Genomic DNA, 20674 nt, shown 5'->3' with positions numbered 1-20674 from the left:
ATAGATATCTTATAAAATGACACGCTTTGAGAATTTACAACAATTTATAAACATACACCTTAATGCCAAGTCGCATACTTTAAACGCGATCACAGGTGATGCTAGCTTTCGCCGTTATTACCGTTTAAATCACGATAATAAGCATTTAATAGTGATGGACTCAGATCCAAAAAAAGTAAATAACGAACCTTACATTTCGCTAAATCAGGTGTTTGTTGAGCAAGGTTTTTTACTTCCTACTATTATTGCAAGTGATGAGAAACAAGGCTTTTTTGTTCTTAGTGATTTAGGGAGTACGCACCTAGCTGACATGCTTGATGATGCAAACCGCACCGAGCACTATCAAGCATTAATTAGTTTAAGCGCTCAATGGGCTAAAACGCCGGCAGCTTCTGCTATGCAAGCGTACAACGAAGATTTTATAACACTAGAACTTGATATATTTAGCCAGTGGTTAGTGAGTGACTTTATTAATGAGCCACTAAGCGCAGAGCAAAACGTAATGTGGCAAACAAGTTCAGAGCTATTAATAAAGGCTATGCTTGAGCAGCCAACTGTTACCGTTCATCGCGATTACCATAGCCGTAATATTATGAACAGTAACGGCCAGTGGGCAATTATAGATTATCAAGATGCTGTACGCGGGCCGCTTTGCTACGACTTAGTATCGCTACTACGCGATTGCTACTTTAAACTGCCTCAAAAAGAGTTAACAAGCTTGCTTGATTTTGCTTATCAAGAATTTACAGTTCAAAATTTACTGGCTAACACTTCATTTGATGAGTTTAAATATTGGTTTGATTTAACCGGATTACAGCGCCACTTAAAGGCTGCGGGTATATTTTGTCGATTGTATTTGCGCGACGGTAAAACAGGTTATTTAGATAATATTTTACCGACACTTGATTACATTATTGAAGTAGCGGCAAATTACCCAGAGCTAAAAGCGTTGAGTGAGTGGACAAAAAATACCATAGTGCCAAAAGTGACTGAAAAGTTAGCAAAGGAGCGCTCATGAAAGCGATGATTTTAGCGGCAGGGCGCGGACAGCGTATGATGCCGCTTACGCAAAATATGCCAAAGCCAATGTTAAAAGTGGCACAAAAACCACTTATTGAGCACCATATAAATAATCTTAAAGCTGCCGGCATTACCGATATTGTAATAAACCTTGCGTGGCAGGGTGATAAAATAAAAGACTACTTTAAAGATGGCAGTCAATTTGGCGTAAATATACTTTACAGCCAAGAAGTTGAAGGTGGCCTTGAAACGGCTGGCGGTATTATTGAAGCGTTACCGTTGTTGGGGGACTCGTTCATTGTAGTAAATGGCGATGTATACACCGACTACGATGTAAGTGCGCTAATGCAGCTTCATTTACAACCCGGTGAGGCGCACATAGTGCTTATAGAAAACCCGCCACACAATCCAGATGGCGACTTTGCATTGAGCCATTTATCGGCCGAGAGTCAAAAATATACATTTTCAGGGATTGGCCGGTATCAGGCTGGTTTTTTTAAAGGATTAACGCAAGGTATTCGCCCTTTAGGGCCTATTTTACGTGAAAAGCTAAATGAACATTTAGTCTCTACTGAGCTCTATATAGGGCAGTGGGATGATATTGGTACACCAGAGCGTTTAAACCAATTAAACAAGCGCCTTGAGGCGTAACAACTCAATTTTTAAAAAGGCAGTATTATAGATGTGGGGAAAAATTCTCGGTTTTTGTTTTGGCTTTATGTTTGGCAAAATATTTGGTGCCATTTTAGGTTTATACCTAGGTCATTTATTTGATAAAAGCTTAAAAAATAACTTTGATAAAGCAGGCGGCTTTTCTAGCTTATTTAGTGGTGACGATGTTCACGAGCGCCAAGCTTTATTCTTTTCAAGCTGCTTTGCTGTCATGGGGCACATTGCGAAGTCGAATGGTCGAGTTAGCGAAGTACATATAAAAGCGGCTAACTTGTTTATGGATGAAATGGGCTTAAAAGGCGAAGAACGCCGTGAAGCACAGCATGCATTTCAGTCAGGTAAAGAGAGTGACTTTTCACTTAAAGAAACAGTACACGATTTTAAAGAACGCTTTGCTAAACGAAACGATCTAATACAGTTATTTTTAGAAATACAAATTCAAATGGCGTTTTCTGACGGGGTATTAGCCGAACAAGAAAAGCAATTATTAGCAGAAGTAAGTAAACAGCTAGGCATTTCTAAAACACACTTTGCATTTGTATTAAAGCGCTACCAAGCAGAGTTTAACTTTAGAAAGCAACAACAGCGCTTTAATCAGCAGCAACAAAACCAAGGTCAAAGTAGTAGTTACCGTGAAGGTTCTGGCCACCATGTACCGCCAAATAATAATATGAACCGTGCGCAAGCATTGGCGTTATTAGGCTTAAGTAGCGATGCAACGCAGCGTGATATAAAAGTAGCGTACCGTAAACTTATGTCGCAACATCATCCAGATAAATTAGTATCGCAAGGTTTGCCAAAGCACATGATGGAACTGGCTGTTAAAAAGAGCCAAGATATTCAAGCTGCTTATGAGTATTTAAAAAAGTCGGCGTAAAAAACCGTCTATTTCTTTTGTTAGGCGTGCGTGTTGATCGGGTTGATCGCGCAGGCCAAACAACTGGCGTTGGCGGTAATCAAATTTTGCATTTCGGTCAACCCAGCGCTGACGATTTTTAAGGCTCATTAAAATGTCTGTGCTGTCATTTGCATAGTAAATATCAAGTAAGGCGGGTGTAACAAGTGATGCTGTTTGGCTCAAGCTTTCGTTACGCTTGGTATTAGGTAAGTAACTACTTAAACTGATAAATGCCTCAACTCTTTCGTCCGGAAAATCTGCATAGTACTCCAACAACACACCTGCACTTGTGCCTTGTGCTATAACCACTATATTACTCGAATCTTCCATAGCGGTTTGATACAGCGCATTAAAACGAGAAATGAGATTTATTTTATAGTTATCAAGTATGTCGTCAGTTACTTTTTCAATTGCATTAACGTAATGAGGTTCTTCTTCTATTTTTGCAGGCTGCGATTGGGCGTTTGTTGCTGTGTCAGGTGATGCAGGTTCCTCGGCTTTACTAGGCGCTGTATCTGCTTCATTAGGCGTTGCTTCGGCCATTTTACTTGCTTGCCAATCAATGTCGGGTACTGTCATTGCGTAGGTGCTGTAGCCTAAATAATTAAGCTCTTTACGTAAGTAGCTCATACCTGAATTATTGGTAGGTGAAGAGTGCCAATCGGGTATAAGTATTACGATACCTCTAAAATTACTACTCATATACTCGCTGTAAAGGCTTAAAAATTCTGTTTCACCCGCCAATATAGGCTTTATTTCATCGCTTGGAAGTAGTCGCTCAATGTCGCTATTTTCAATGCTTGATAGATTAGGTGGAGCAATATGTTCAGCTGCGCTGATGGGGTTAGCTAAAAGTAGGGCACAGCTGAGCTGTATATAAAAAGCCCCTTTTAAAAACCGTAGAAATAGCATAACGCACCTAACTAATGACAATTAGTTAGGTATCGGCAAGGTTATCTAAAAGTTTAATAGATAGAGCGAATTAGCTAGTAACTTTGAACCTGTTAAAACTCTAATTCCGCTTCAAAAGTAAGTACTTGCTCAGTTACTGGGTGCTTTAATTGCAGCATTTGTGCATGTAATTGTAAGCGAGGAGCGGCAGCAAGTGCCTCTTTGTGGGCGTAAAGTCTATCACCTAAAATAGGATGACCAAGGCTTAACATATGCACACGTAGTTGATGCGAGCGACCAGTGATGGGAGTTAGCTCTACACGGGTTGCATTTTCTTCACGCTCAAGTATTTTGAAATGCGTAAGCGAAGGTTTACCTCTGTCGTGATCAACCATTTGTTTTGGGCGATTAGGCCAATCACAAATAAGGGGTAAATCTACTGATCCTGTTTCAGCTTCAAGTTGTCCGTATACACGTGCTATGTAACGTTTAGCTGTTTCGCGCTCTTGAAACTGCATACTTAAATGTCTGTGCGCTGCTTTATTCATGGCAAGGCACAGTATGCCAGAAGTCGCCATATCTAAGCGGTGCACTATTCTTGCTGTTGGAAAAACACGATTAACACGATTAATTAAGCTGTCGGCATGTTTAGGATCTTTACCTGGGACAGTTAATAACTCACTTGGTTTATTAACTATCAGTAAGTCGTCATCCTGAAAAAGTATTGTTAAATACGGATTCATAGGGGGATTGTAGTTAACTAACACGGCCGACCTTAGTAATTTTGAAGGTCACTATTTTAGTAGAGCAAGCCAACAGGCTCAAGTAAAAGTTTGGCTATATTGTTTTAACTAATAATCCAAGCCTTAGCTCCTTTAAAGCACTTTTATAGCTTAATTTCTTGCGCTGTTAATAATCGATATTCACCACTAGCTAAGTTTTCATCTAGGGTAATTCCCGCAATCTGCTCGCGATGCAGCTCAACTACTTTGTTGTCTACCGCGTAAAGCATACGCTTAACTTGATGATACTTACCTTCACTTATTGATAAACGCAGGCCGTAATTAGCAAGTCTCTCTGCTATAGCTGGGCGGGTTAAATCTTTTTCGTTATGCAGCATGACACCTGTTCGTAATTGCTCAAGGGCTTCATCGGTAATCGGCTCTTGGGTTTCGACTAGGTAGGTTTTAAATTTATTGCTTTTAGGTGACGTAATTTTATGTGACCAATCGCCATCATTAGTAATAATAACTAACCCTGTGGTGTCTATATCAAGGCGACCTGCCACATGAAAGTCGCTCATATTTGGCTCATCAAGTAAGTCAAAAACGGTTTTATGTAGCTCGTCGCTGTTAGCGCATACATAGCCAACAGGTTTATTTAGCATGTAATAGCGCTTACCTAAAAATACCAAAGGCGTACCTTGGTGCAGTACTTCATCTTGCTGGGCTAGCTGAAAATTATGTGATGTGATTACTTCGCCATTAACGCTTACTTCTTTTCGCTTAATACTCGCGCGAGCTTGGGTGCGCGGTATTTCAGCTAAGTGGCTAATAAATTTATCTAAGCGGCAAGGGAATTTCATTTTGGTTCACATTTTTAGTCGGCTACAATGGGCGCGATTATAGCCGATAGTGAAATACCATGACAGTGCACAGCACACAAATTTTAAGCCTTTACCAAGCAAAAATAGACACAGGTGAACTATGTTTTGATGCTGCGCAGCAAAATGCGGTGGAAGCTTTAAATACGCTAAGCGAGCAACTTCAAGCTCACACATCATGGTGGCAAAAAGCGCCCTTAATAAAAGGCATTTATTTATATGGACCCGTAGGACGCGGTAAATCCATGTTAATGGATTTATTTTATAAAAACCTACCTATTGAGCAAAAACAGCGACTGCATTTTCATCATTTTATAGCACAAGTGCATACCCAACTTTCGCAGCTACAAGGTCAAAAAAATCCACTAATCCTAATTGCAAAACAGTGGGCTAAAAGTATTCGTGTATTGTGTTTTGACGAGTTTTTTGTGAGCGACATTGGCGATGCCATGATTATGGCCAGATTGTTCAATGCGTTGTTTGAACAAGGTGTTGTGCTGGTGGCCACATCGAACGCAAAGCCAGAGCAGCTTTATTACAACGGCCTGCAACGGGCGCGATTTTTACCTACTATTGATTTAATTAATAACCATTGCCATATAATTAACGTGGCAGGGGAGGACGATCACCGCTTTAGATATGGTAAAAACAGTCGTCACTATTTTATTAATTTATCAAATCACGATTTTGAAAGTAAGTTTTTAGCTTCGTATCCGGCTGTAACATGCAGCAATACAGTTAGTGTGCATGGGCGCGATTTACCTTATTTATTAAGAGCCGATAACGCCTTGATGATTGATTTTATGGCGCTATGCTCAGGCCCACGCAGTGCTAACGACTATATGTTTTTAGCAACCAAATTTGATGTGTTATATGTATCGAACGTGCCGCAAATGGGTGTTAAAGCAACGGGTAAAGTTATTGTTCACGGTATAGAAGATAGCTACCAACGCGAAAAACAAACACTTGATGAGCATACTTTTGACGACGAAGCACGGCGCTTTATTGCCTTAGTAGATGAGTTTTACGATTGCCATAAATTGCTAGTGATAAATGCGCAAACCGACATTGAACATTTATATAAAGGTAAAAAGTTGAGCTTTGAATATGCACGCACACAATCACGCATAGTCGAAATGCAAAATTGGTAACGCTTTAAAATATATTGTAAACGAGCTTGCTCAAGTGAGAAGCGCTGATAGCTATTCATTGCCTTATTAAAATGCAATGCCTCTTAAAATCCTTGCGAATAAATCACTTAAAACCTTATCGCACAAAGAGAAGCAAAAGAGGAGTAAATGAGAAGACATTAAACAATAGTAATTATGCATTTTTACTTCTCTAAAGCGTAGCGCCCTCTAAACCTCTTTGTGAATAAATCACTTAAAATCTCATTGCACAAAGAGAAGCAAAAGAGGAGTAAATGAGAAGACATTAAAGCATAGAAATTACGAGCTTTGCTCGTCACGCCAGCAAGTTGTGCATCTACAAGTCAGTTTAACCACGGCGTCAAATTTTACCGGTAGGCGTTTAGCTTGCTCACGCGAAAAGCGCAGCTTTTAATATTTATAACTGATTACTTTATTTACTTCTTGGTTTCTCTAAAGCGAAGCGCCCTCTAAACCTCTTTGTGAATAAATCACTTAAGACCTTATTGCACAAAGAGAAGTAAAAGAGGAGTAAATGAGAAAACATTAAAACATAGAAATTACGATCTTTGCTCGTCATGCCAGCAAGCTATGCGGCTACAAGTCAGTTTAACCACGGTGTTAAACTTATCCTTCTTGGCGCACTATATTCTCAAGGGCGCGAATATTAGTAATTAAGTCTTGGCGTTGTGGGTTAGCTTGTAATGCTTTTCTAAGATGCTTTAGCGCGCTCGGGTAGTCTTTAGAATCAATCGCTATTTGCGATAATCCAAGCCACGCCGATAGTTGGTAATCAGGTAGGGCTTGTGCACGAACGTACATAAGTTTTGCTTGGGTAAGTTGGCTTTTACCGCGATAAATACTCGCTAAACTAAGTAGGGCATCACCTAAATTCGGATTTATTTTAAGTGCGTTATTTAAGCTTTTAAGAGCACGCTTAGTATTACCTTGTTGCATAGCAATTTGTGCGCTGTATACAGAAAACTGGGCTTGTTCATCACGGGGTAGCTGCTTAGTTAATCTTTTTGCGCTGCCTATTAGCTCTTTAGCTAAATCCCATTTTTGTTGAGACACAAGCCAGCCTAAAGTTTGCATCGTGGTATTAATAACCTCAACTTGCTGCTGTTTAGTGGCGTGTTTTAAACCTTGCTTTAATAAACTAACAGCGCGCTCACTGCTACCTTCACTTAAGTGCAACTGAGCTGCTAAAAGCTGGTTGCTGGTATCTTTAGGATTGATTTTTAGGGCTACTTCAATAGCAGCAAGCGCTTGCTTTTTGTGATCAAGCTGTAATGCTATTTGTGCACGTTGCAACCAAAGTTCAGCTTTATCAGGGGTTTTATTGAGTAATTCTTTTAATAATGCATTTGCCTGACTTAAATCACCCGATTCAATTAACGCAAACAATAGCCCTTGTTGGTATTGGCTTGTTTCTGGCGCTAGCATAAGCGCTTGGCGGTACGCCGCTACTGCGCTCCAAGGTTGGCTGTGCTGTACGTGTATATAAGCAAGTTGCGCATAACTTTGTGCGTCAGCTTGGCCAAGTTCAATAGTGCGTACTAAGTGTGTTTGTGCTTTGTCATACTTTGCTTGTTGCATGTATAAAAGGCTCAAACCTTGGTGTGCTTTTACTAAATCAGGTGAGGCTTTTAAACACGCTAAGTAAGCTTGTTCAGCGTTATTAAAGTCTTTTGTTGAAAGCAAAACTTGTGCACGTAACAAGTTTAAAGCAGTGCTATCTTGGCTTATATCACGGCCTTTAAATAGCGCAGCGACTTCACTGTAATTACCTGCTTGTAACAGTGGTTGCACTTGGCGAGCAAAACCGCGCTCGGTCGGCTCAATAAGGACCTCTGTAGGACCCAGTAATTTATTATTTATAGCCAACTGCCATGTTGGATCGCTAGGCGATAACGTTACTTTTAGTGGCGCATTAGTATCACTGGCAGCGCTTGCATGTACGCTACTTGCACTTACTAAAGGTAATGAACACATTACAGTCGTCAACAGTGCGGAAGTTAATGGTTTTAGCGTTTTAAATATATTCATATTTTTCATTTTAATAGGCTTAAGGTTTAAATTCGATTGGCCAAATAAAGCGAGCGCGTACGGTTTCACCTTCTTTTTTAGGTGCACTAAAGCGGCTTTGTTTAATAATTTTGTCGATAGCTGGTTTAAGTTCAGGGTATGGGTTTTGTACTACCTCAATTAAACTTACCTTGCCACTTTCATCAATAAATACATCGAGTTTTACAGTAAATACATCAACACCTCGGCGGGTTAAGCTTTTTGGTAAAACGGCCTTGACGGGAGTAAGCAAAGTGGGGAGACCATCGAGTTGATTTAAGCTAAATGCATCCCAATTTACACTCATTGATTGCCATTGTGGCGCGCTTACTTTTACGCTAGGTGTATCGGGTTTTACAATACTTAAATTGCTGTTGATCTTAATTTTTACGGCTTGAATAGAAGCGCCTGCACCTTCTACCGCTAAGCTTTGCATTGGCTCACTTGTTTGCTGTTGCGATATCGATGGAGGAGGGGGCGGTGGCAGTGCCACCATGGCAATCTCACGTACAACCACTTTGTCTTGTATATGGTGTTCGGCAAGTTGTCCAAGCCATAAAAGTAGTAATGCAGCACTAAGCACAATGAGGCTAAGGCCAAATGCAAACAGCGGATGGCGATTGTTTTTTGTTTTTTGAAGCGAGTTAATCGTGTGCATATTATTGTTTCGTAGCTAAGTTAACGTGCGCTGCGCCTGCCAGCTTTGCTTCGTCAATTACTTGAACAAGTAACTCAGTAGGTACTGTTTTATCAGCTTGAATAACCACAGGGCGTTGTTGCTGTTTTAACATTTGCTCGACACTACTACGTACACCAGCAACACCAATTTGACTGCCATCAAAAAATACTTGTTGAGAGTCGGTTATTGCTAAAAATATAACTTGCTGCTCAAGACGACTGGCCGATACGGCTTGTGGTTTATCAACCTCAACTCCGCTTTCGCGTACAAATACGGTTGTAACAATAAAAAATATTAGCAATATAAATACTACATCAAGTAGCGGCGACATATCGATATGTTGCCCCGCTTCTTGCTCTAGCTTGTGCTTTAAACGTGATTGCATAGTGTTACCCTAACTGCTTACTTAACGTATGTAATTTAGGATTACGCTGCGAATACGCTAAGTAAGCTTGCATTAACCACGCAGGAATAGCGCACACAAGGCCCAATTGAGTTGTTAGTAATGCATCACCAATGGCGTCACTCATTAACTCGTTATGGCCCAGCGCCATTACTTTAAATGTATCAAGTAAACCAACAATAGTGCCTAATAAACCAAGTAGCGGAAGAGCGGCAATTAAAATAGAGCTAACCTCTTGCCAATAACCTTTGCGCTGCGCTTGGTATTGTTTAAGGTGCAGTAAGTCATGAAAAATCAGCTGGTATACAAATAAAGCGAGTAAAAGAATACACCAGCAAATAGGGTTACTAACGATTTTTTCAAACATTGGTTTCTCCTTTTTCTAGTTGACTTAGCTGTAATGCAAAGCCTTCGAGCTGGCTGTAGTACGCTTTTGCTTTACGTGATAGCAATGCATTTAATACCAATGCAGGGATGGCAACGACTAAACCCAATTCGGTTGTTATAAGTGCTTGTGCGATACCGCCCGATACAACTTCTGGGTCGCCTGAGCCAAACAAGGTCATCATTTTAAATGTTTCGATCATGCCGCTAACAGTGCCTAATAACCCAAGTAGTGGGGCTACTGCAGCCGTAACGGCAATAGCGCCAATAAAGTTATCGAGTTTATGCTTATCATGAATTAACTGATTAAATAATTGGTCGTCTCGTACTTGGCCTTTTTCGCTTTGCAGCGTTAAGTTAAATAACTGCTGCTGCATACCTGCAAATTCACTGCTATTTTCAGCTTTAAAAAATTGCTGTAATTGCATTTGAGAGTGCATTTTAATTTTACTTAAACGTAGTAGCTGTGCGGCTTTTAATAGCGCAATGGTTAGTGCAAAGCAGGCAAATAAAATAATAGGGATAGCCCATAAACCACCTTTTTCTAGGTGTTCAAGCGGACTTTCTTGTTGGGCTTGGCTAGTTACTAAGTGCGTTAAACTAGGATCAAAAGTAAGTAATATTGAGCCAACACCGTTTTGCTTTAAAGTATTATCAAGTGGGTTGTCATCACTTGTAGATTGCACTAACGCTACTTTTAATGCATTAGATTCATCATCCAAATTTAATAACCCCATAAGCTTAGGTGTTTGCGTACTAAACCATGCAACAGGCCCGATTTGAAGGGTATTAGCTTGGCTTAACTCACCATTACTTAGCACAACCGATTGCTTTTTAAACTGTGGATAAAGTGCCTGCTCTTGATTATTAATTTGCGATATAACGTGACTTAATAACTCGTTTTGATTATTAGCCGCGTTGTTATTGCCTGAACCATTGCCTGCACTATTGCTGGTATTTTGGCGCACAAAACGGCTAAGTAAGTTTAATTGATATTGCTGTTGCTGTTGCCAAGTACCTAATCGGGTTTGTAACTGATCGAGGCTTAATGTGTTTTCGTCAGCTAGGCGGCGATTAACGGCGGCTTGTTCGCGTAATTTACTGAGCGATTGCTGCTTGGTAAAAATTTGCTTTGCAAGGGTAGCTTGCTCTTTTGAAATACTATTTTGAGTTTTATTTAGAGTACGTTGCGCTGTTTTTATATCACTTAAAATACTTTGTTTAGCATCATCACTGCTAGCTGCAAAAGAAATGTTTGCACTTAAAAGTAACACTGTGGCGCTAAATACTTTAATTATGCTGTTAGTAGCCATTATTTAGCCCCTTGCTGGTTTTTATTTACATAACTTAATATTGGGAGTGTTACCCAATCAGCAGCGCGCTTTTTTTGCTGTACCGCAATACCCAGTGCAACTTGTTCTGCATTAATGCTTGGGTCAAATTCCCACTGCCAACCTAAGTCACTTGGAAAACCAATACCTACGTAACTTAAATCTTCGCTTACAAACCATGCTTGTGCTGCACCTAAATAAAGCTGCTTTACCCACACTTCTTGCCCGTCAGGATGCTTAATAGCCATTTCGTGAATTGAAATACGTTGTTGAAAATCATTAAGTAGAGTCAGCATTTTTAGCGCTGTTTGTAATTTGTCAGTTGTACTGAGTTTTGAATCGCTTAAATCACCGGTGTTTTTCCAACTACTTAAAAGTGGCGGGGGTAATTGCACTTGTAATGAAAGTAATTGCTGAGAAATACGTGCTAGTTGATCATTTAATTGCTGTTGATCATTTTCAAGTTCTGATTGCTTAGTAACAAGCTGTTCGCGTTTTTGGGCAAGCTCACTGGTGCTTTTTTTTCTACGCTGATTAAGCTCGCTAAGTTGCTGCTGCTCAGCATTTAGAAGCGTTAAGGTTTGCTCCATGCTGCTTTTTTGTTCAAGCCAATGAGTATTTAATTCTGTGTTTTGATTTTCTATTTGTAGCCATTTATTAACGAGTTGTTCTAGCTCACTAACAGTGTCGGCCTTTACTGCCATGGTGCTACAAAGCGCGATAACTACGCTAATTGGTTTAATTAAGCTTCGCATTACTTAACAACAATCCTGAAAGTTACGACAAGCAATTACAGGGACGTAATTACTGTTAATTTTTGAGTGTGTATACAATATAGGAATTCACATAACAATGCAATTGATAACAGTTATCGTTTACATTGCGTTGTTTGAGTGGTAGGATTTCGCCGAAATTAAATATGTACCTTAAATTAACAATAGTTAAGTGCTTAATAAAAACTACGGAGTAACCATGAGTAAGCCATCGAATAAAGGGAATGCCTACATAAAGCCAATTGCAGCGGTTGTTACAGCTACGCTTTCAACTTGGGCAAGTGCACAGGATGTTCAAGAACTATCGGTAACCAAAGCAGAAACTAAAACTGAGTCTAGTTATGTTGTAGAAAAATCAACGTCGCATAAATACACTCAACCGCTACTCGATACAGCTAAAACGGTAACAGTAATCAACCAAGCGGTAATGAAAGACAGAAACGTAGATAGCCTACGTGATGCTTTGCGTAACGTTTCAGGTATTTCTTTAGCAGCAGGTGAGGGTGGCTCACCTACTGGCGATAGCATGTCGATTCGTGGTTTTAGTGCTACAAATGATATTTTTGTAGATGGTATTCGTGATGTTGCAGGTTACACACGCGATATTTACAACATTGAAGCCGTTGAAGTTGCAAAAGGCCCAGGCTCAGCAGTTTCTGGTCGTGGCGCAACAGGTGGTAGTGTTAATTTAGAAAGTAAAAAGGCGAAGTTGGACAATTTTAACGACGTTTCGCTACGTTTAGGCACAGAAAGCGATTACCGTGGTCGTTTTGATACTAACATTCAAGTAAACGACACAAGCGCACTACGTATAAACCTTCTTACTGATAAAGGTGATGTTGCAGGTCGTGACCATGTTGAAAACGAAACAAATGCTGTTGCGCTTGCATTTGCAACAGGACTTGGTACAAACAGCCGTTTTGATTTAAACCTAGAGTATCAACGCCAAGATAATTTACCAGATTACGGTATTCCTTGGGTTTACAGCGATACGCCTGTAGCTGAACTTGCAGATAGCGCGCGCTCACCTTCTCCTGTCGACTTTGATAACTTTTACGGTAATATTTACCGTGATTACGAAGATATTGAAGCTTACTCAACAACAGCTCGTTATGAGTATGATTTTTCTCAAAATACTACGTTACGTGTGCAAGGTCGTTTAGGTAAAGTAAAACGTGAATCAGTAACAACTGCACCGCGTTATTTCTCGGTTACAACAGATACTGACATTACCTTTGCAGATGAAAAAACACGTGATACAGAAAATTCACTTGCTGCACTTCAAGTTGATTTAATTGGTAACTATGAATTTGCTGGCTTTACTCACGACGTAGTAGTGGGTGTTGAACTTGCAAATGAAACGTTTACACGCCATAACTTTGTTGCAACTACGCCTGATAACCTAATCGAAGATGGAATACGCAACGACTTATACAATCCTGATGCAACAATTGCATTTACGGGTGTGTACGGCCGTGACGGTACAAGCATTGAAGCTAAAGCTAAAAACCAAGCTATTTATGCATTTGATACAGTGACGCTTAACAAGCAATGGGAAGTTACAGGCGGAATTCGCTTTGATAGCTTCACTACGGATTATCACAACGATTACAATGATCCAAGCGCTTTAATTTCTACAAGTGACGATTTATTTAGCTGGAATGCAGCTGTAGTTTATAAACCTACAGAAAATGGCAGTGTATATTTTGGCGCAGGTAATTCATTCAATCCATCAGCGGAAAGTCTAACGGTATCTACGCGTTCAAATGCAGCTGATTTAGACGCAGAAGAAAGCCGCAGTTATGAATTAGGAACTAAATGGAGCCTAATGGATGGCCGCCTGCAAACTAATGCTGCACTTTTCCGTACTGAAAAAACCAATGCCCGTACTGATGACCCATTTGTAGATAGCTCAAGTGACGAAATACTCGGTGGTGAGCAGCGCGTTCAAGGTTTAGAGCTTTCAGCAACGGGCCTAATTACTAAAGAGTGGACTGTGATTGCTTCATACACTTACCAAGATAGCGAAGTAACTGAAGCATTAGGCGACGACGCAACTCAAATTGGTAACGAGCTTGCTCGTACGCCTAAAAATAGCGCAAGTGTTTGGACTACGTACGATATGTCGGATAAATTATCGTTTGGTTTAGGTGCGCAATATGTAGGTGAGCGTTATAACGGGACTACGTCAACACGCTCTCGTGCGCCAGGTTATACTATTTTTGACCTGATGGTTGCGTATGACATATCAAAAGATTTGAGCCTGCAGTTTAATGGTGAAAACTTAGGTGATAAAGATTACGTTGATCAGTTAGGTGGTGGACACTTTGTACCAGGTGATGGTCGTAAGTTTAGCTTAACAGCGAGCTACTCTTTCTAAGAGTAAAATAAGTACGGCATAAAAGGGCAGAGTTAACTCTGCCCTTAATTATTTGATGAAAATGTGAGAGGGCGCACATGCTAGTTAAAATTCCAGAGCTACTAACGAAAGAAGAAGTGGCGTATTGTCATGAGGTTTTGCTTAAAGCGCAGTGGGCCGATGGCAGTATTACCGCAGGGCATCAATCAACCAAAGCAAAAAATAACTTACAGCTACCTGAAAATAGCCCTGAATGCCAAGAGCTTGGCGACATTATTATGGCAGCACTTGCGCGTAGTAATTTGTTTATGTCGGCAGCGCTCCCCGCAAAAATTTTTCCTCCGCTTTTTAACTGTTATCAAGGTGGGCAATCGTTTGGAGTGCATGTAGATAATGCGATTAGACAAGTGCCGGGTACGCCAGTAAAAATTCGTACAGATGTATCAATGACGTTATTTATTAATGACCCCGAAGACTATGAGGGCGGTGAACTTGTTATTGAAGACACTTATGGCTCACACAGCGTAAAGCTGCCAGCAGGCAGTATGGTGTTGTACCCTTCAACGAGTTTACATCGTGTAATGCCAGTAACAAGTGGGCGCAGATTAGCCTCATTCTTTTGGTTACAGAGCATGGTAAACAGCGACGAAAAACGTGGTTTACTCTTTGATTTAGATATGTCGATTCAAAGTTTGCGCAGCAAAGTAGAAGATAGCCCAGAGATTATTCAATTAACAGGGGTTTATCATAACTTGCTAAGACAGTGGGCGCAGACATAACGAAGATACTCGTTATTAAATATTAAATATTAAATATTGGATATTAGATATAAGTAATTAAAAGCTGCGCTTTTCGCGTGAGTAAGCTCTACGCCTACGACGCAGCCATAAAATTGAATTCGGTGTTTAAAATACTCGGTATGCGCGGCTTGATGCCGCGCACTTATTGTAAGCGCAAAGCTTGTTTTACTTAACCCTTATAACCGTTAGGGTTATTTGACTGCCAGCGCCAGGTATCTTGCATCATTTCATCAATACCGCGCACTGCTTCCCAGCCAAGTTCATTAAGTGCTTTTTCTGGCGCTGCATAACACGCTGCAATATCACCCGGGCGGCGAGGTGAAACCTGATAAGGTACAGCTTGATCGCTTGCTTTAATAAATGCATTAACCATTTGTAGTACAGAGTAACCATTACCAGTACCTAGGTTATAAACTAATGCACCCGTACTGCTGGCAATTTTATCAAGCGCTTTTAAATGACCAATAGCTAAATCTACAACGTGTATATAGTCGCGTACACCTGTGCCATCAACTGTGTCGTAGTCATCACCAAATACAGCGAGTTGCTTTAATTTACCTACCGCTACTTGTGCGATAAACGGTAAAAGGTTGTTTGGAATACCATTAGGATCTTCACCAATTAAGCCCGACTCATGTGCACCCACTGGGTTAAAGTAACGCAAAATAGCAAACGCAAAGCGCTCATCTGATTTGGCGATATCTTGTAGCATCATCTCAACCATCAGCTTAGATGTGCCGTACGGGTTAGTAGTACCGCCTACAGGAAAGTCTTCTTTAATTGGTAAGCTTGCAGGGTCGCCGTATACTGTGGCTGACGAGCTAAATACTAATTTAAATACACCAGCATCGCGCATTGCATCAACAAGCGTAAGCGTACCTTGTACATTGTTTTGATAGTACTCAATGGGCTTTGCAACCGACTCGCCTACTGATTTTAATCCCGCAAAATGTATAACACTATCAACCGTGTGTTTTGCAAATACTGAATCTAAAAAGGGTTTATCGAGAATATCGCCTTGGTAAAAAGTGGCCTCTTTGCCTGTAATATTCTTTACGCGCGCAAGTGATTCTTGTGATGAGTTACTTAAATTATCAATAACAACAACATCGTTACCTTGCTGTAAAAGTTCTAAAACAGTGTGCGAGCCAATATAGCCAGCGCCACCGGTTACTAAAATAGTCATGAAAGCTCCGTGGGTACCTTTTATCAATTGAGTTAATTTCACCATAAATAGAGGTGATTTACATGCTTTATCTGTAATTTCTATAGTTTAAATAACATCTTTTTTTAATAACGGTAAATTAATCACTTTTGATTACATTTTACTCAGTACAAGTAACACTTTATACGTAAGATTAAGTTATAGTTAATAAACAAGTGCTAAAATGAGTCTAGTAATAGCTAATGCTAGGTTTACTCCAATCTACACTTTTGTGATTGGTCTACCTCTTTGGAGAAAGATATGAATTTAGTTAAAAAAATAGCAACAACAATGTGTATCGCATTACCTGCGCTTGCCCATGCTGGTGAGTCTGTTGTTAAATGGCATGACTTTAATGATTATCGTGATGTGCGAGCGTCAAACCAAACAAAGAGCTCATATCACAAAAGTGTGGCAGCAAGTTTCGAAAAGCATATGGCTAAACTAGCCGAGCAATTGCCAAAAGATTATAAATTAAACGTAGAGTTTACAGATTTAGATTTAGCAGGTGATGTGCGTTATGGCGGTATGGACGAAATTCGTGTAGTAAAACCAATTTACTTTCCACGCATTAAGTTAAATTATTCGTTAACCGATAACGACGGTACAGTGCTAAGTAAAGATACTGATGTGGAGCTTAAAGATATGGGCTTTATGGATAAAATTAAAATGGGCCGCGACGAATCATTTTATTACGAAAAACGCTTACTAACAGAGTGGTTTGGTGAACAAATATTACCAAGTTTAGATTAACTGAAAATAAAAATGCCGCTAAATAGCGGCATTTTTATTTTTAAGCTGATTGGTATTACTTAAAGGTAGCTAACAACGTGAGTATTTGTTGTAACTTAATAACGGTTGTTTTCAGTTTTTCTTCTTCAAAACCATCGTTAGATAAGCTTTCAACATCAGCGGCTACGTCGAGTACGTAAGGCTTAAAACGTTTAGCTTCAAAGCTAAAGCCTGAATCGGCAGTAAATAAGGCTTTAAACTTACCGTGACCTTGCTGTTGAAGCTCGTCGAGTTTTTTGTCAGCATCAAGTGCCTGACGATAAACAATTTTTAAGTTGGCATTGAGTTGTTCAATAATAGAATCCATGGTTTTCCTAAAGCTTTGCACTGCATTGCCGACATAATACTTGGATTACATTTAAAAGTCAGGTTTGTTATATGAATATATCAGGCACAAGTTTACCCGCTGTTTCTGGCTCAGGCCAAGGCAGTGAGCTTTACAGCGCTGCTTTATCTAAAAAGCAGCAGTTAGCAGATGGCGCGGCGGCTCTTGCACTTATTGAAGGTGCTGCACAATCGTCAAGTGCGCAAACACCGGCTAAATCGGTAACAGCATCATTGGGTAACAACGTAAATATATACGTTTAAATGCTGTTTTAAATTAGCTTAAGATCGATAGGTGTTTTGCTTTTTTGACCACCGATTTCTCTTACTAATTTAGGCACTAAAAATCCAGGCAGAGCTTTTAATAGCTCTGCCATTATTTCAATTGCTTGCGCTTCATTAATATCAAAGTGGCTCGCCCCTTCAACTTTATCTAGCAAATACAAATAATACGGCAATACGTCTGCGTCAAATAACGCTTCGCTTAAATTTATTTGCGCATCAACCGTATCGTTCACATCTTTTAAAATTACAGCTTGGTTTAGAAGCGTTACGTTTGCTTGTTTAAGCTTTTGCATGGCAGCTTTAAAATCAGCATCTATTTCGTTGGCGTGGTTTATGTGATTAATAAAAATAATTTTTAATGGCGACTTTGCTAATCTCTCACATAACTCATCGGTAACTCGCGCAGGTATAACTACTGGCAAACGGCTATGAATTCGCATTCGTTTAATTTGTGGTAATTGCTCAAGCTCATCTAAAAACCAGCTTATTGCGTCGTCTTTGGCCATAAGTGGATCGCCACCACTTAAAATCACTTCGTTTATATTGCAATCTGATTTTATATAGCTCAGTGTTTCTAGCAGGCTTTTTTTATTGAGCTGATTTTCTTGATACGGAAAATGCCTTCTAAAGCAGTAACGACAATTGACAGCACAGCCGGTTTTAAACATCACCAAAACACGTGATTTATACTTATGTAAAAGGCCTGGTTGGTCGTTATCTTGCTCAAGTAGGGGATCTTTATTAAAACCCGATTTAGTCAAAAATTCTTGATGGCGTGGCATAACTTGTAGCAAAAGAGGATCGTTTGGATCGCCTTTGCGTATTTTTTTTATAAAAGGGATAGGCACGCGTACCGGAAATAAACTACGGGCTTTTAGGTCGTTTTCATGGACTTGGCTCGATAAACCGACCATTTCAAGCAAGGTTTTTGGGCAGGTAACTACATTTGCTAATTCTTTTTGCCAGTTTTTATGCAAATTTGCTTCATTTCTTTGTATCATTGGCATGTAGATTACTCGAAAAAATATAAATAGAGGAAACGATGGCGAATTATAGCACCAACGAGTTCAAGGGCGGCCTAAAAATTATGATGGACGGCGAGCCTTGCAGTATCTTAGAAAATGAAATGGTAAAACCTGGTAAAGGCCAGGCGTTTAACCGTGTTCGTATCCGTAAACTTATCTCTGGTAAGGTGCTTGAAAAAACCTTTAAATCGGGTGAATCAGTTGAAGGTGCTGATGTAATGGATACTGATTTAGCGTATCTATACACAGACGGCGAATTTTGGCATTTCATGAACAACGAAACATTTGAGCAAATTGCTGCTGACGAAAAAGCATTAGGCGATTCAGTAAAATGGTTAGTTGAAAATGATTTATGCACAATTACATTATGGAACGGCAGCCCTATTGCTGTTACACCACCTAACTTTGTTGAGCTTGAGATCACTGAAACAGATCCTGGCCTTAAAGGCGATACAGCGGGTACTGGTGGTAAACCAGCAACGCTTAGCACAGGCGCTGTGGTACGAGTTCCATTATTCGTACAAATTGGCGAAGTAATTAAAGTAGACACTCGTAACGGTGAATACGTAAGCCGTGTTAAGTAAGCTTTAACATTGTTTATAAAATCCCAGCTTACGCTGGGATTTTTTTTGGAGAAAATATGTCAGCAGATCTTTGGGCCCCAAGCGCAAGCATTGAAACACTAAAACAACGCGCATCGATATTACGTAGCATCCGTGAATTTTTTTATGTACGTGATGTTTTAGAAGTAGAAACGCCAAGCTTAAGTGCTGCCAGTGTAACCGATGTGCACTTAGCTAGTTTTAATACCAAATTTGTAGGTCCAGGGCATGCTGGTGGGCTTCCTCTGTTTTTACAAACATCTCCAGAGTTTGCCATGAAACGCTTGTTAGCAGCAGGCTCAGGCGCTATTTTTCAGCTTTGTAAAGCATTTAGAAATGAAGAAGCCGGTAGCCATCACAATCCTGAATTTACAATGCTGGAATGGTATCGCCCAGGCTTTGATGAATTTGCTTTAATGGATGAAATGGATGAGCTAATGCAGCTTGTTTTAGGTGTCGCGCCTGCAACTAGACTTACCTATCAGCAAGCGTTTGAAAAAGCACTCGGGCTTGACCCGTTAACCGCAAATATAGAGCAATTAAAGCAGCTTGCTTGTGAGCAGGGGTTTGCTGATATAGCCCAAAATGAAACGCATAAAGATACCTTACTGCAATTATTATTTTGTATGAAAGTAGAGCCAACAATAGGACAAGATAAGCCATGTTTTGTTTATCATTTTCCAGCTTCTCAAGCGGCACTTGCACAAATTTGTGAACATGATGCACGCGTAGCTGGGCGCTTTGAGCTTTATTACAAAAATATGGAATTGGCTAACGGCTTTAACGAACTAACAAATGCCAGTGAGCAAGCTAAACGTTTTAATGAAGATAACACATACCGCGCTAACAACGGTTTAAAGCAAGTGCCAATGGATACGCGCTTGATTGCAGCATTGGAGCATGGATTACCACAGTGCGCAGGGGTGGCTTTGGGGATTGATAGGTTGGTAATGCTCGCAACAAATAAAGAGAAAATTAAAGACGTAATAGCTTTTGATGTTCAAAGAGCGTGATGCTTAGCCTGTAGGTGCGAATTTATTTCGCGCTCATGTAATTTAACTTTATAAAAAGCGAGGTATAAAACCTCACCTACAATAAACATCAACCCCAACAACATACGCCAAACCTGTAGGTGCGAATTTATTTCGCGCTCGTGTAATTTAACTTTATAAAAAAGCGAGGTATAAAACCTCACCTACAATAAACATCAAACCCAACAACATACGCTAAACCTGTAGGTGCGAATTTATTTCGCGCTCGTGTAATTTAACTTTATAAATAAGCGAGGTATAAAACCTCACCTACAATAAACATCAAACCCAACAATATACGCTAAATCTGTAGGTGCGAATTTATTTCGCGCTCATGTAATTTAACTTTATAAAAAGCGAGGTATAAAACCTCACCTACAAAT

General features: G+C 40.0%; 22 protein-coding genes. 10 read left to right on the top strand and 12 right to left on the bottom strand.

The window, feature by feature from the left end; all coding sequences use genetic code 11:
• Positions 1-16 precede the first annotated feature (16 nt).
• Genes AAEY62_RS11820 through djlA form a run of 3 tightly spaced genes read left to right on the top strand, consistent with a single transcriptional unit; the run spans position 17 to position 2569 of the window.
• Positions 17-1018 carry an aminoglycoside phosphotransferase family protein gene (locus tag AAEY62_RS11820; RefSeq protein WP_350634989.1) on the top strand — a complete coding sequence of 334 codons (1002 nt, stop codon included), beginning with the start codon at positions 17-19 and terminating at the stop codon, positions 1016-1018.
• Positions 1015-1671: an N-acetylmuramate alpha-1-phosphate uridylyltransferase MurU gene (murU, locus tag AAEY62_RS11815; RefSeq protein WP_350634988.1), complete on the top strand. Its 657-nt coding sequence runs from the start codon at positions 1015-1017 to the stop codon at positions 1669-1671. Before AAEY62_RS11820 ends, murU begins: the two co-directional genes overlap by 4 nt.
• Positions 1672-1702: 31 nt before the next feature.
• Complete coding sequence (djlA, locus tag AAEY62_RS11810) at positions 1703-2569, top strand: co-chaperone DjlA (protein WP_007585079.1); 867 nt, start codon at positions 1703-1705, stop codon at positions 2567-2569.
• On the opposite strand, the gene AAEY62_RS11805 is transcribed toward djlA, so the two are convergent.
• The 3 genes from AAEY62_RS11805 to rsuA form a co-directional block, all read right to left on the bottom strand.
• On the bottom strand, positions 2552-3502 hold the full coding sequence (locus AAEY62_RS11805) for a DUF3530 family protein (protein ID WP_350634987.1): 951 nt from the start codon (positions 3500-3502) through the stop codon (positions 2552-2554). The two genes, djlA and AAEY62_RS11805, sit on opposite strands and share 18 nt — an antisense overlap.
• A gap of 92 nt (positions 3503-3594) precedes the next feature.
• On the bottom strand, positions 3595-4248 hold the full coding sequence (gene rluA / locus AAEY62_RS11800; protein ID WP_007585075.1) for a bifunctional tRNA pseudouridine(32) synthase/23S rRNA pseudouridine(746) synthase RluA: 654 nt from the start codon (positions 4246-4248) through the stop codon (positions 3595-3597).
• Positions 4249-4367: 119 nt separating this feature from the next.
• Positions 4368-5066 (bottom strand): 16S rRNA pseudouridine(516) synthase RsuA, encoded by a 699-nt coding sequence (gene rsuA / locus AAEY62_RS11795; protein WP_350602570.1) that lies wholly within the window; start codon positions 5064-5066, stop codon positions 4368-4370.
• 59 nt (positions 5067-5125) lie between these two features.
• Between rsuA and zapE the strand changes: the two genes are divergently transcribed.
• Positions 5126-6235 carry a cell division protein ZapE gene (gene zapE, locus AAEY62_RS11790; RefSeq protein WP_024589791.1) on the top strand — a complete coding sequence of 370 codons (1110 nt, stop codon included), beginning with the start codon at positions 5126-5128 and terminating at the stop codon, positions 6233-6235.
• A 624-nt stretch (positions 6236-6859) separates the two neighbouring features.
• Here zapE and AAEY62_RS11785 read toward each other — a convergent pair.
• From AAEY62_RS11785 to AAEY62_RS11760, 6 genes are read right to left on the bottom strand one after another with little or no spacing between them, the layout of a single operon-like run.
• Entirely contained in the window at positions 6860-8281 is a 1422-nt protein-coding gene (locus AAEY62_RS11785; protein WP_350634986.1) for a tetratricopeptide repeat protein, read from the bottom strand.
• 19 nt (positions 8282-8300) lie between these two features.
• Entirely contained in the window at positions 8301-8957 is a 657-nt protein-coding gene (locus AAEY62_RS11780) for an energy transducer TonB (protein WP_350634985.1), read from the bottom strand.
• A 1-nt stretch (position 8958) separates the two neighbouring features.
• Entirely contained in the window at positions 8959-9363 is a 405-nt protein-coding gene (locus AAEY62_RS11775) for an ExbD/TolR family protein (protein WP_350634984.1), read from the bottom strand.
• A 4-nt stretch (positions 9364-9367) separates the two neighbouring features.
• Entirely contained in the window at positions 9368-9748 is a 381-nt protein-coding gene (locus tag AAEY62_RS11770) for a MotA/TolQ/ExbB proton channel family protein (RefSeq protein WP_290174636.1), read from the bottom strand.
• Positions 9741-11078 (bottom strand): MotA/TolQ/ExbB proton channel family protein, encoded by a 1338-nt coding sequence (locus AAEY62_RS11765; protein WP_350634983.1) that lies wholly within the window; start codon positions 11076-11078, stop codon positions 9741-9743. Before AAEY62_RS11765 ends, AAEY62_RS11770 begins: the two co-directional genes overlap by 8 nt.
• The gene (locus AAEY62_RS11760; protein ID WP_350634982.1) at positions 11078-11851 is read right to left on the bottom strand and encodes a DUF3450 family protein; all 774 of its coding nucleotides are present in this window, start codon (positions 11849-11851) and stop codon (positions 11078-11080) included. Before AAEY62_RS11760 ends, AAEY62_RS11765 begins: the two co-directional genes overlap by 1 nt.
• A 217-nt stretch (positions 11852-12068) precedes the next feature.
• Between AAEY62_RS11760 and AAEY62_RS11755 the strand changes: the two genes are divergently transcribed.
• The gene (locus AAEY62_RS11755) at positions 12069-14249 is read left to right on the top strand and encodes a TonB-dependent receptor (protein ID WP_350634981.1); all 2181 of its coding nucleotides are present in this window, start codon (positions 12069-12071) and stop codon (positions 14247-14249) included.
• A gap of 77 nt (positions 14250-14326) precedes the next feature.
• Entirely contained in the window at positions 14327-15007 is a 681-nt protein-coding gene (locus AAEY62_RS11750) for a Fe2+-dependent dioxygenase (RefSeq protein WP_007585050.1), read from the top strand.
• A gap of 190 nt (positions 15008-15197) precedes the next feature.
• Here the strand turns inward: AAEY62_RS11750 and galE are convergent, their stop codons facing one another.
• Positions 15198-16214: a UDP-glucose 4-epimerase GalE gene (galE, locus tag AAEY62_RS11745; protein ID WP_024589785.1), complete on the bottom strand. Its 1017-nt coding sequence runs from the start codon at positions 16212-16214 to the stop codon at positions 15198-15200.
• 279 nt (positions 16215-16493) lie between these two features.
• On the opposite strand from galE, the gene AAEY62_RS11740 reads away from it, so the two are divergent.
• Positions 16494-16985 (top strand): DUF3016 domain-containing protein, encoded by a 492-nt coding sequence (locus AAEY62_RS11740; RefSeq protein WP_010555263.1) that lies wholly within the window; start codon positions 16494-16496, stop codon positions 16983-16985.
• Between the two features lie 55 nt (positions 16986-17040).
• Here AAEY62_RS11740 and AAEY62_RS11735 read toward each other — a convergent pair whose 3' ends face one another.
• Complete coding sequence (locus tag AAEY62_RS11735; RefSeq protein WP_007585044.1) at positions 17041-17331, bottom strand: hypothetical protein; 291 nt, start codon at positions 17329-17331, stop codon at positions 17041-17043.
• 71 nt (positions 17332-17402) lie between these two features.
• Between AAEY62_RS11735 and AAEY62_RS11730 the strand changes: the two genes are divergently transcribed.
• On the top strand, positions 17403-17612 hold the full coding sequence (locus tag AAEY62_RS11730) for a hypothetical protein (RefSeq protein ID WP_002960797.1): 210 nt from the start codon (positions 17403-17405) through the stop codon (positions 17610-17612).
• An 8-nt stretch (positions 17613-17620) separates the two neighbouring features.
• Here AAEY62_RS11730 and epmB read toward each other — a convergent pair whose 3' ends face one another.
• On the bottom strand, positions 17621-18634 hold the full coding sequence (epmB, locus tag AAEY62_RS11725) for an EF-P beta-lysylation protein EpmB (RefSeq protein WP_024589784.1): 1014 nt from the start codon (positions 18632-18634) through the stop codon (positions 17621-17623).
• 41 nt (positions 18635-18675) lie between these two features.
• Between epmB and efp the strand changes: the two genes are divergently transcribed.
• Both efp and epmA read left to right on the top strand, forming a co-directional pair.
• Complete coding sequence (gene efp, locus AAEY62_RS11720) at positions 18676-19242, top strand: elongation factor P (protein WP_010555265.1); 567 nt, start codon at positions 18676-18678, stop codon at positions 19240-19242.
• A 56-nt stretch (positions 19243-19298) separates the two neighbouring features.
• Positions 19299-20273 carry an elongation factor P--(R)-beta-lysine ligase gene (gene epmA / locus AAEY62_RS11715; RefSeq protein WP_350634980.1) on the top strand — a complete coding sequence of 325 codons (975 nt, stop codon included), beginning with the start codon at positions 19299-19301 and terminating at the stop codon, positions 20271-20273.
• Positions 20274-20674 lie beyond the last annotated feature (401 nt).

The sequence above is a fragment of the Pseudoalteromonas sp. GW168-MNA-CIBAN-0100 genome, from assembly GCF_040309225.1.
Classification (GTDB): Bacteria; Pseudomonadota; Gammaproteobacteria; order Enterobacterales; family Alteromonadaceae; genus Pseudoalteromonas; species Pseudoalteromonas arctica.
Note: the sequence above shows the minus strand (reverse complement) of the source record. Positions and strands in the feature narration are given on the sequence as shown.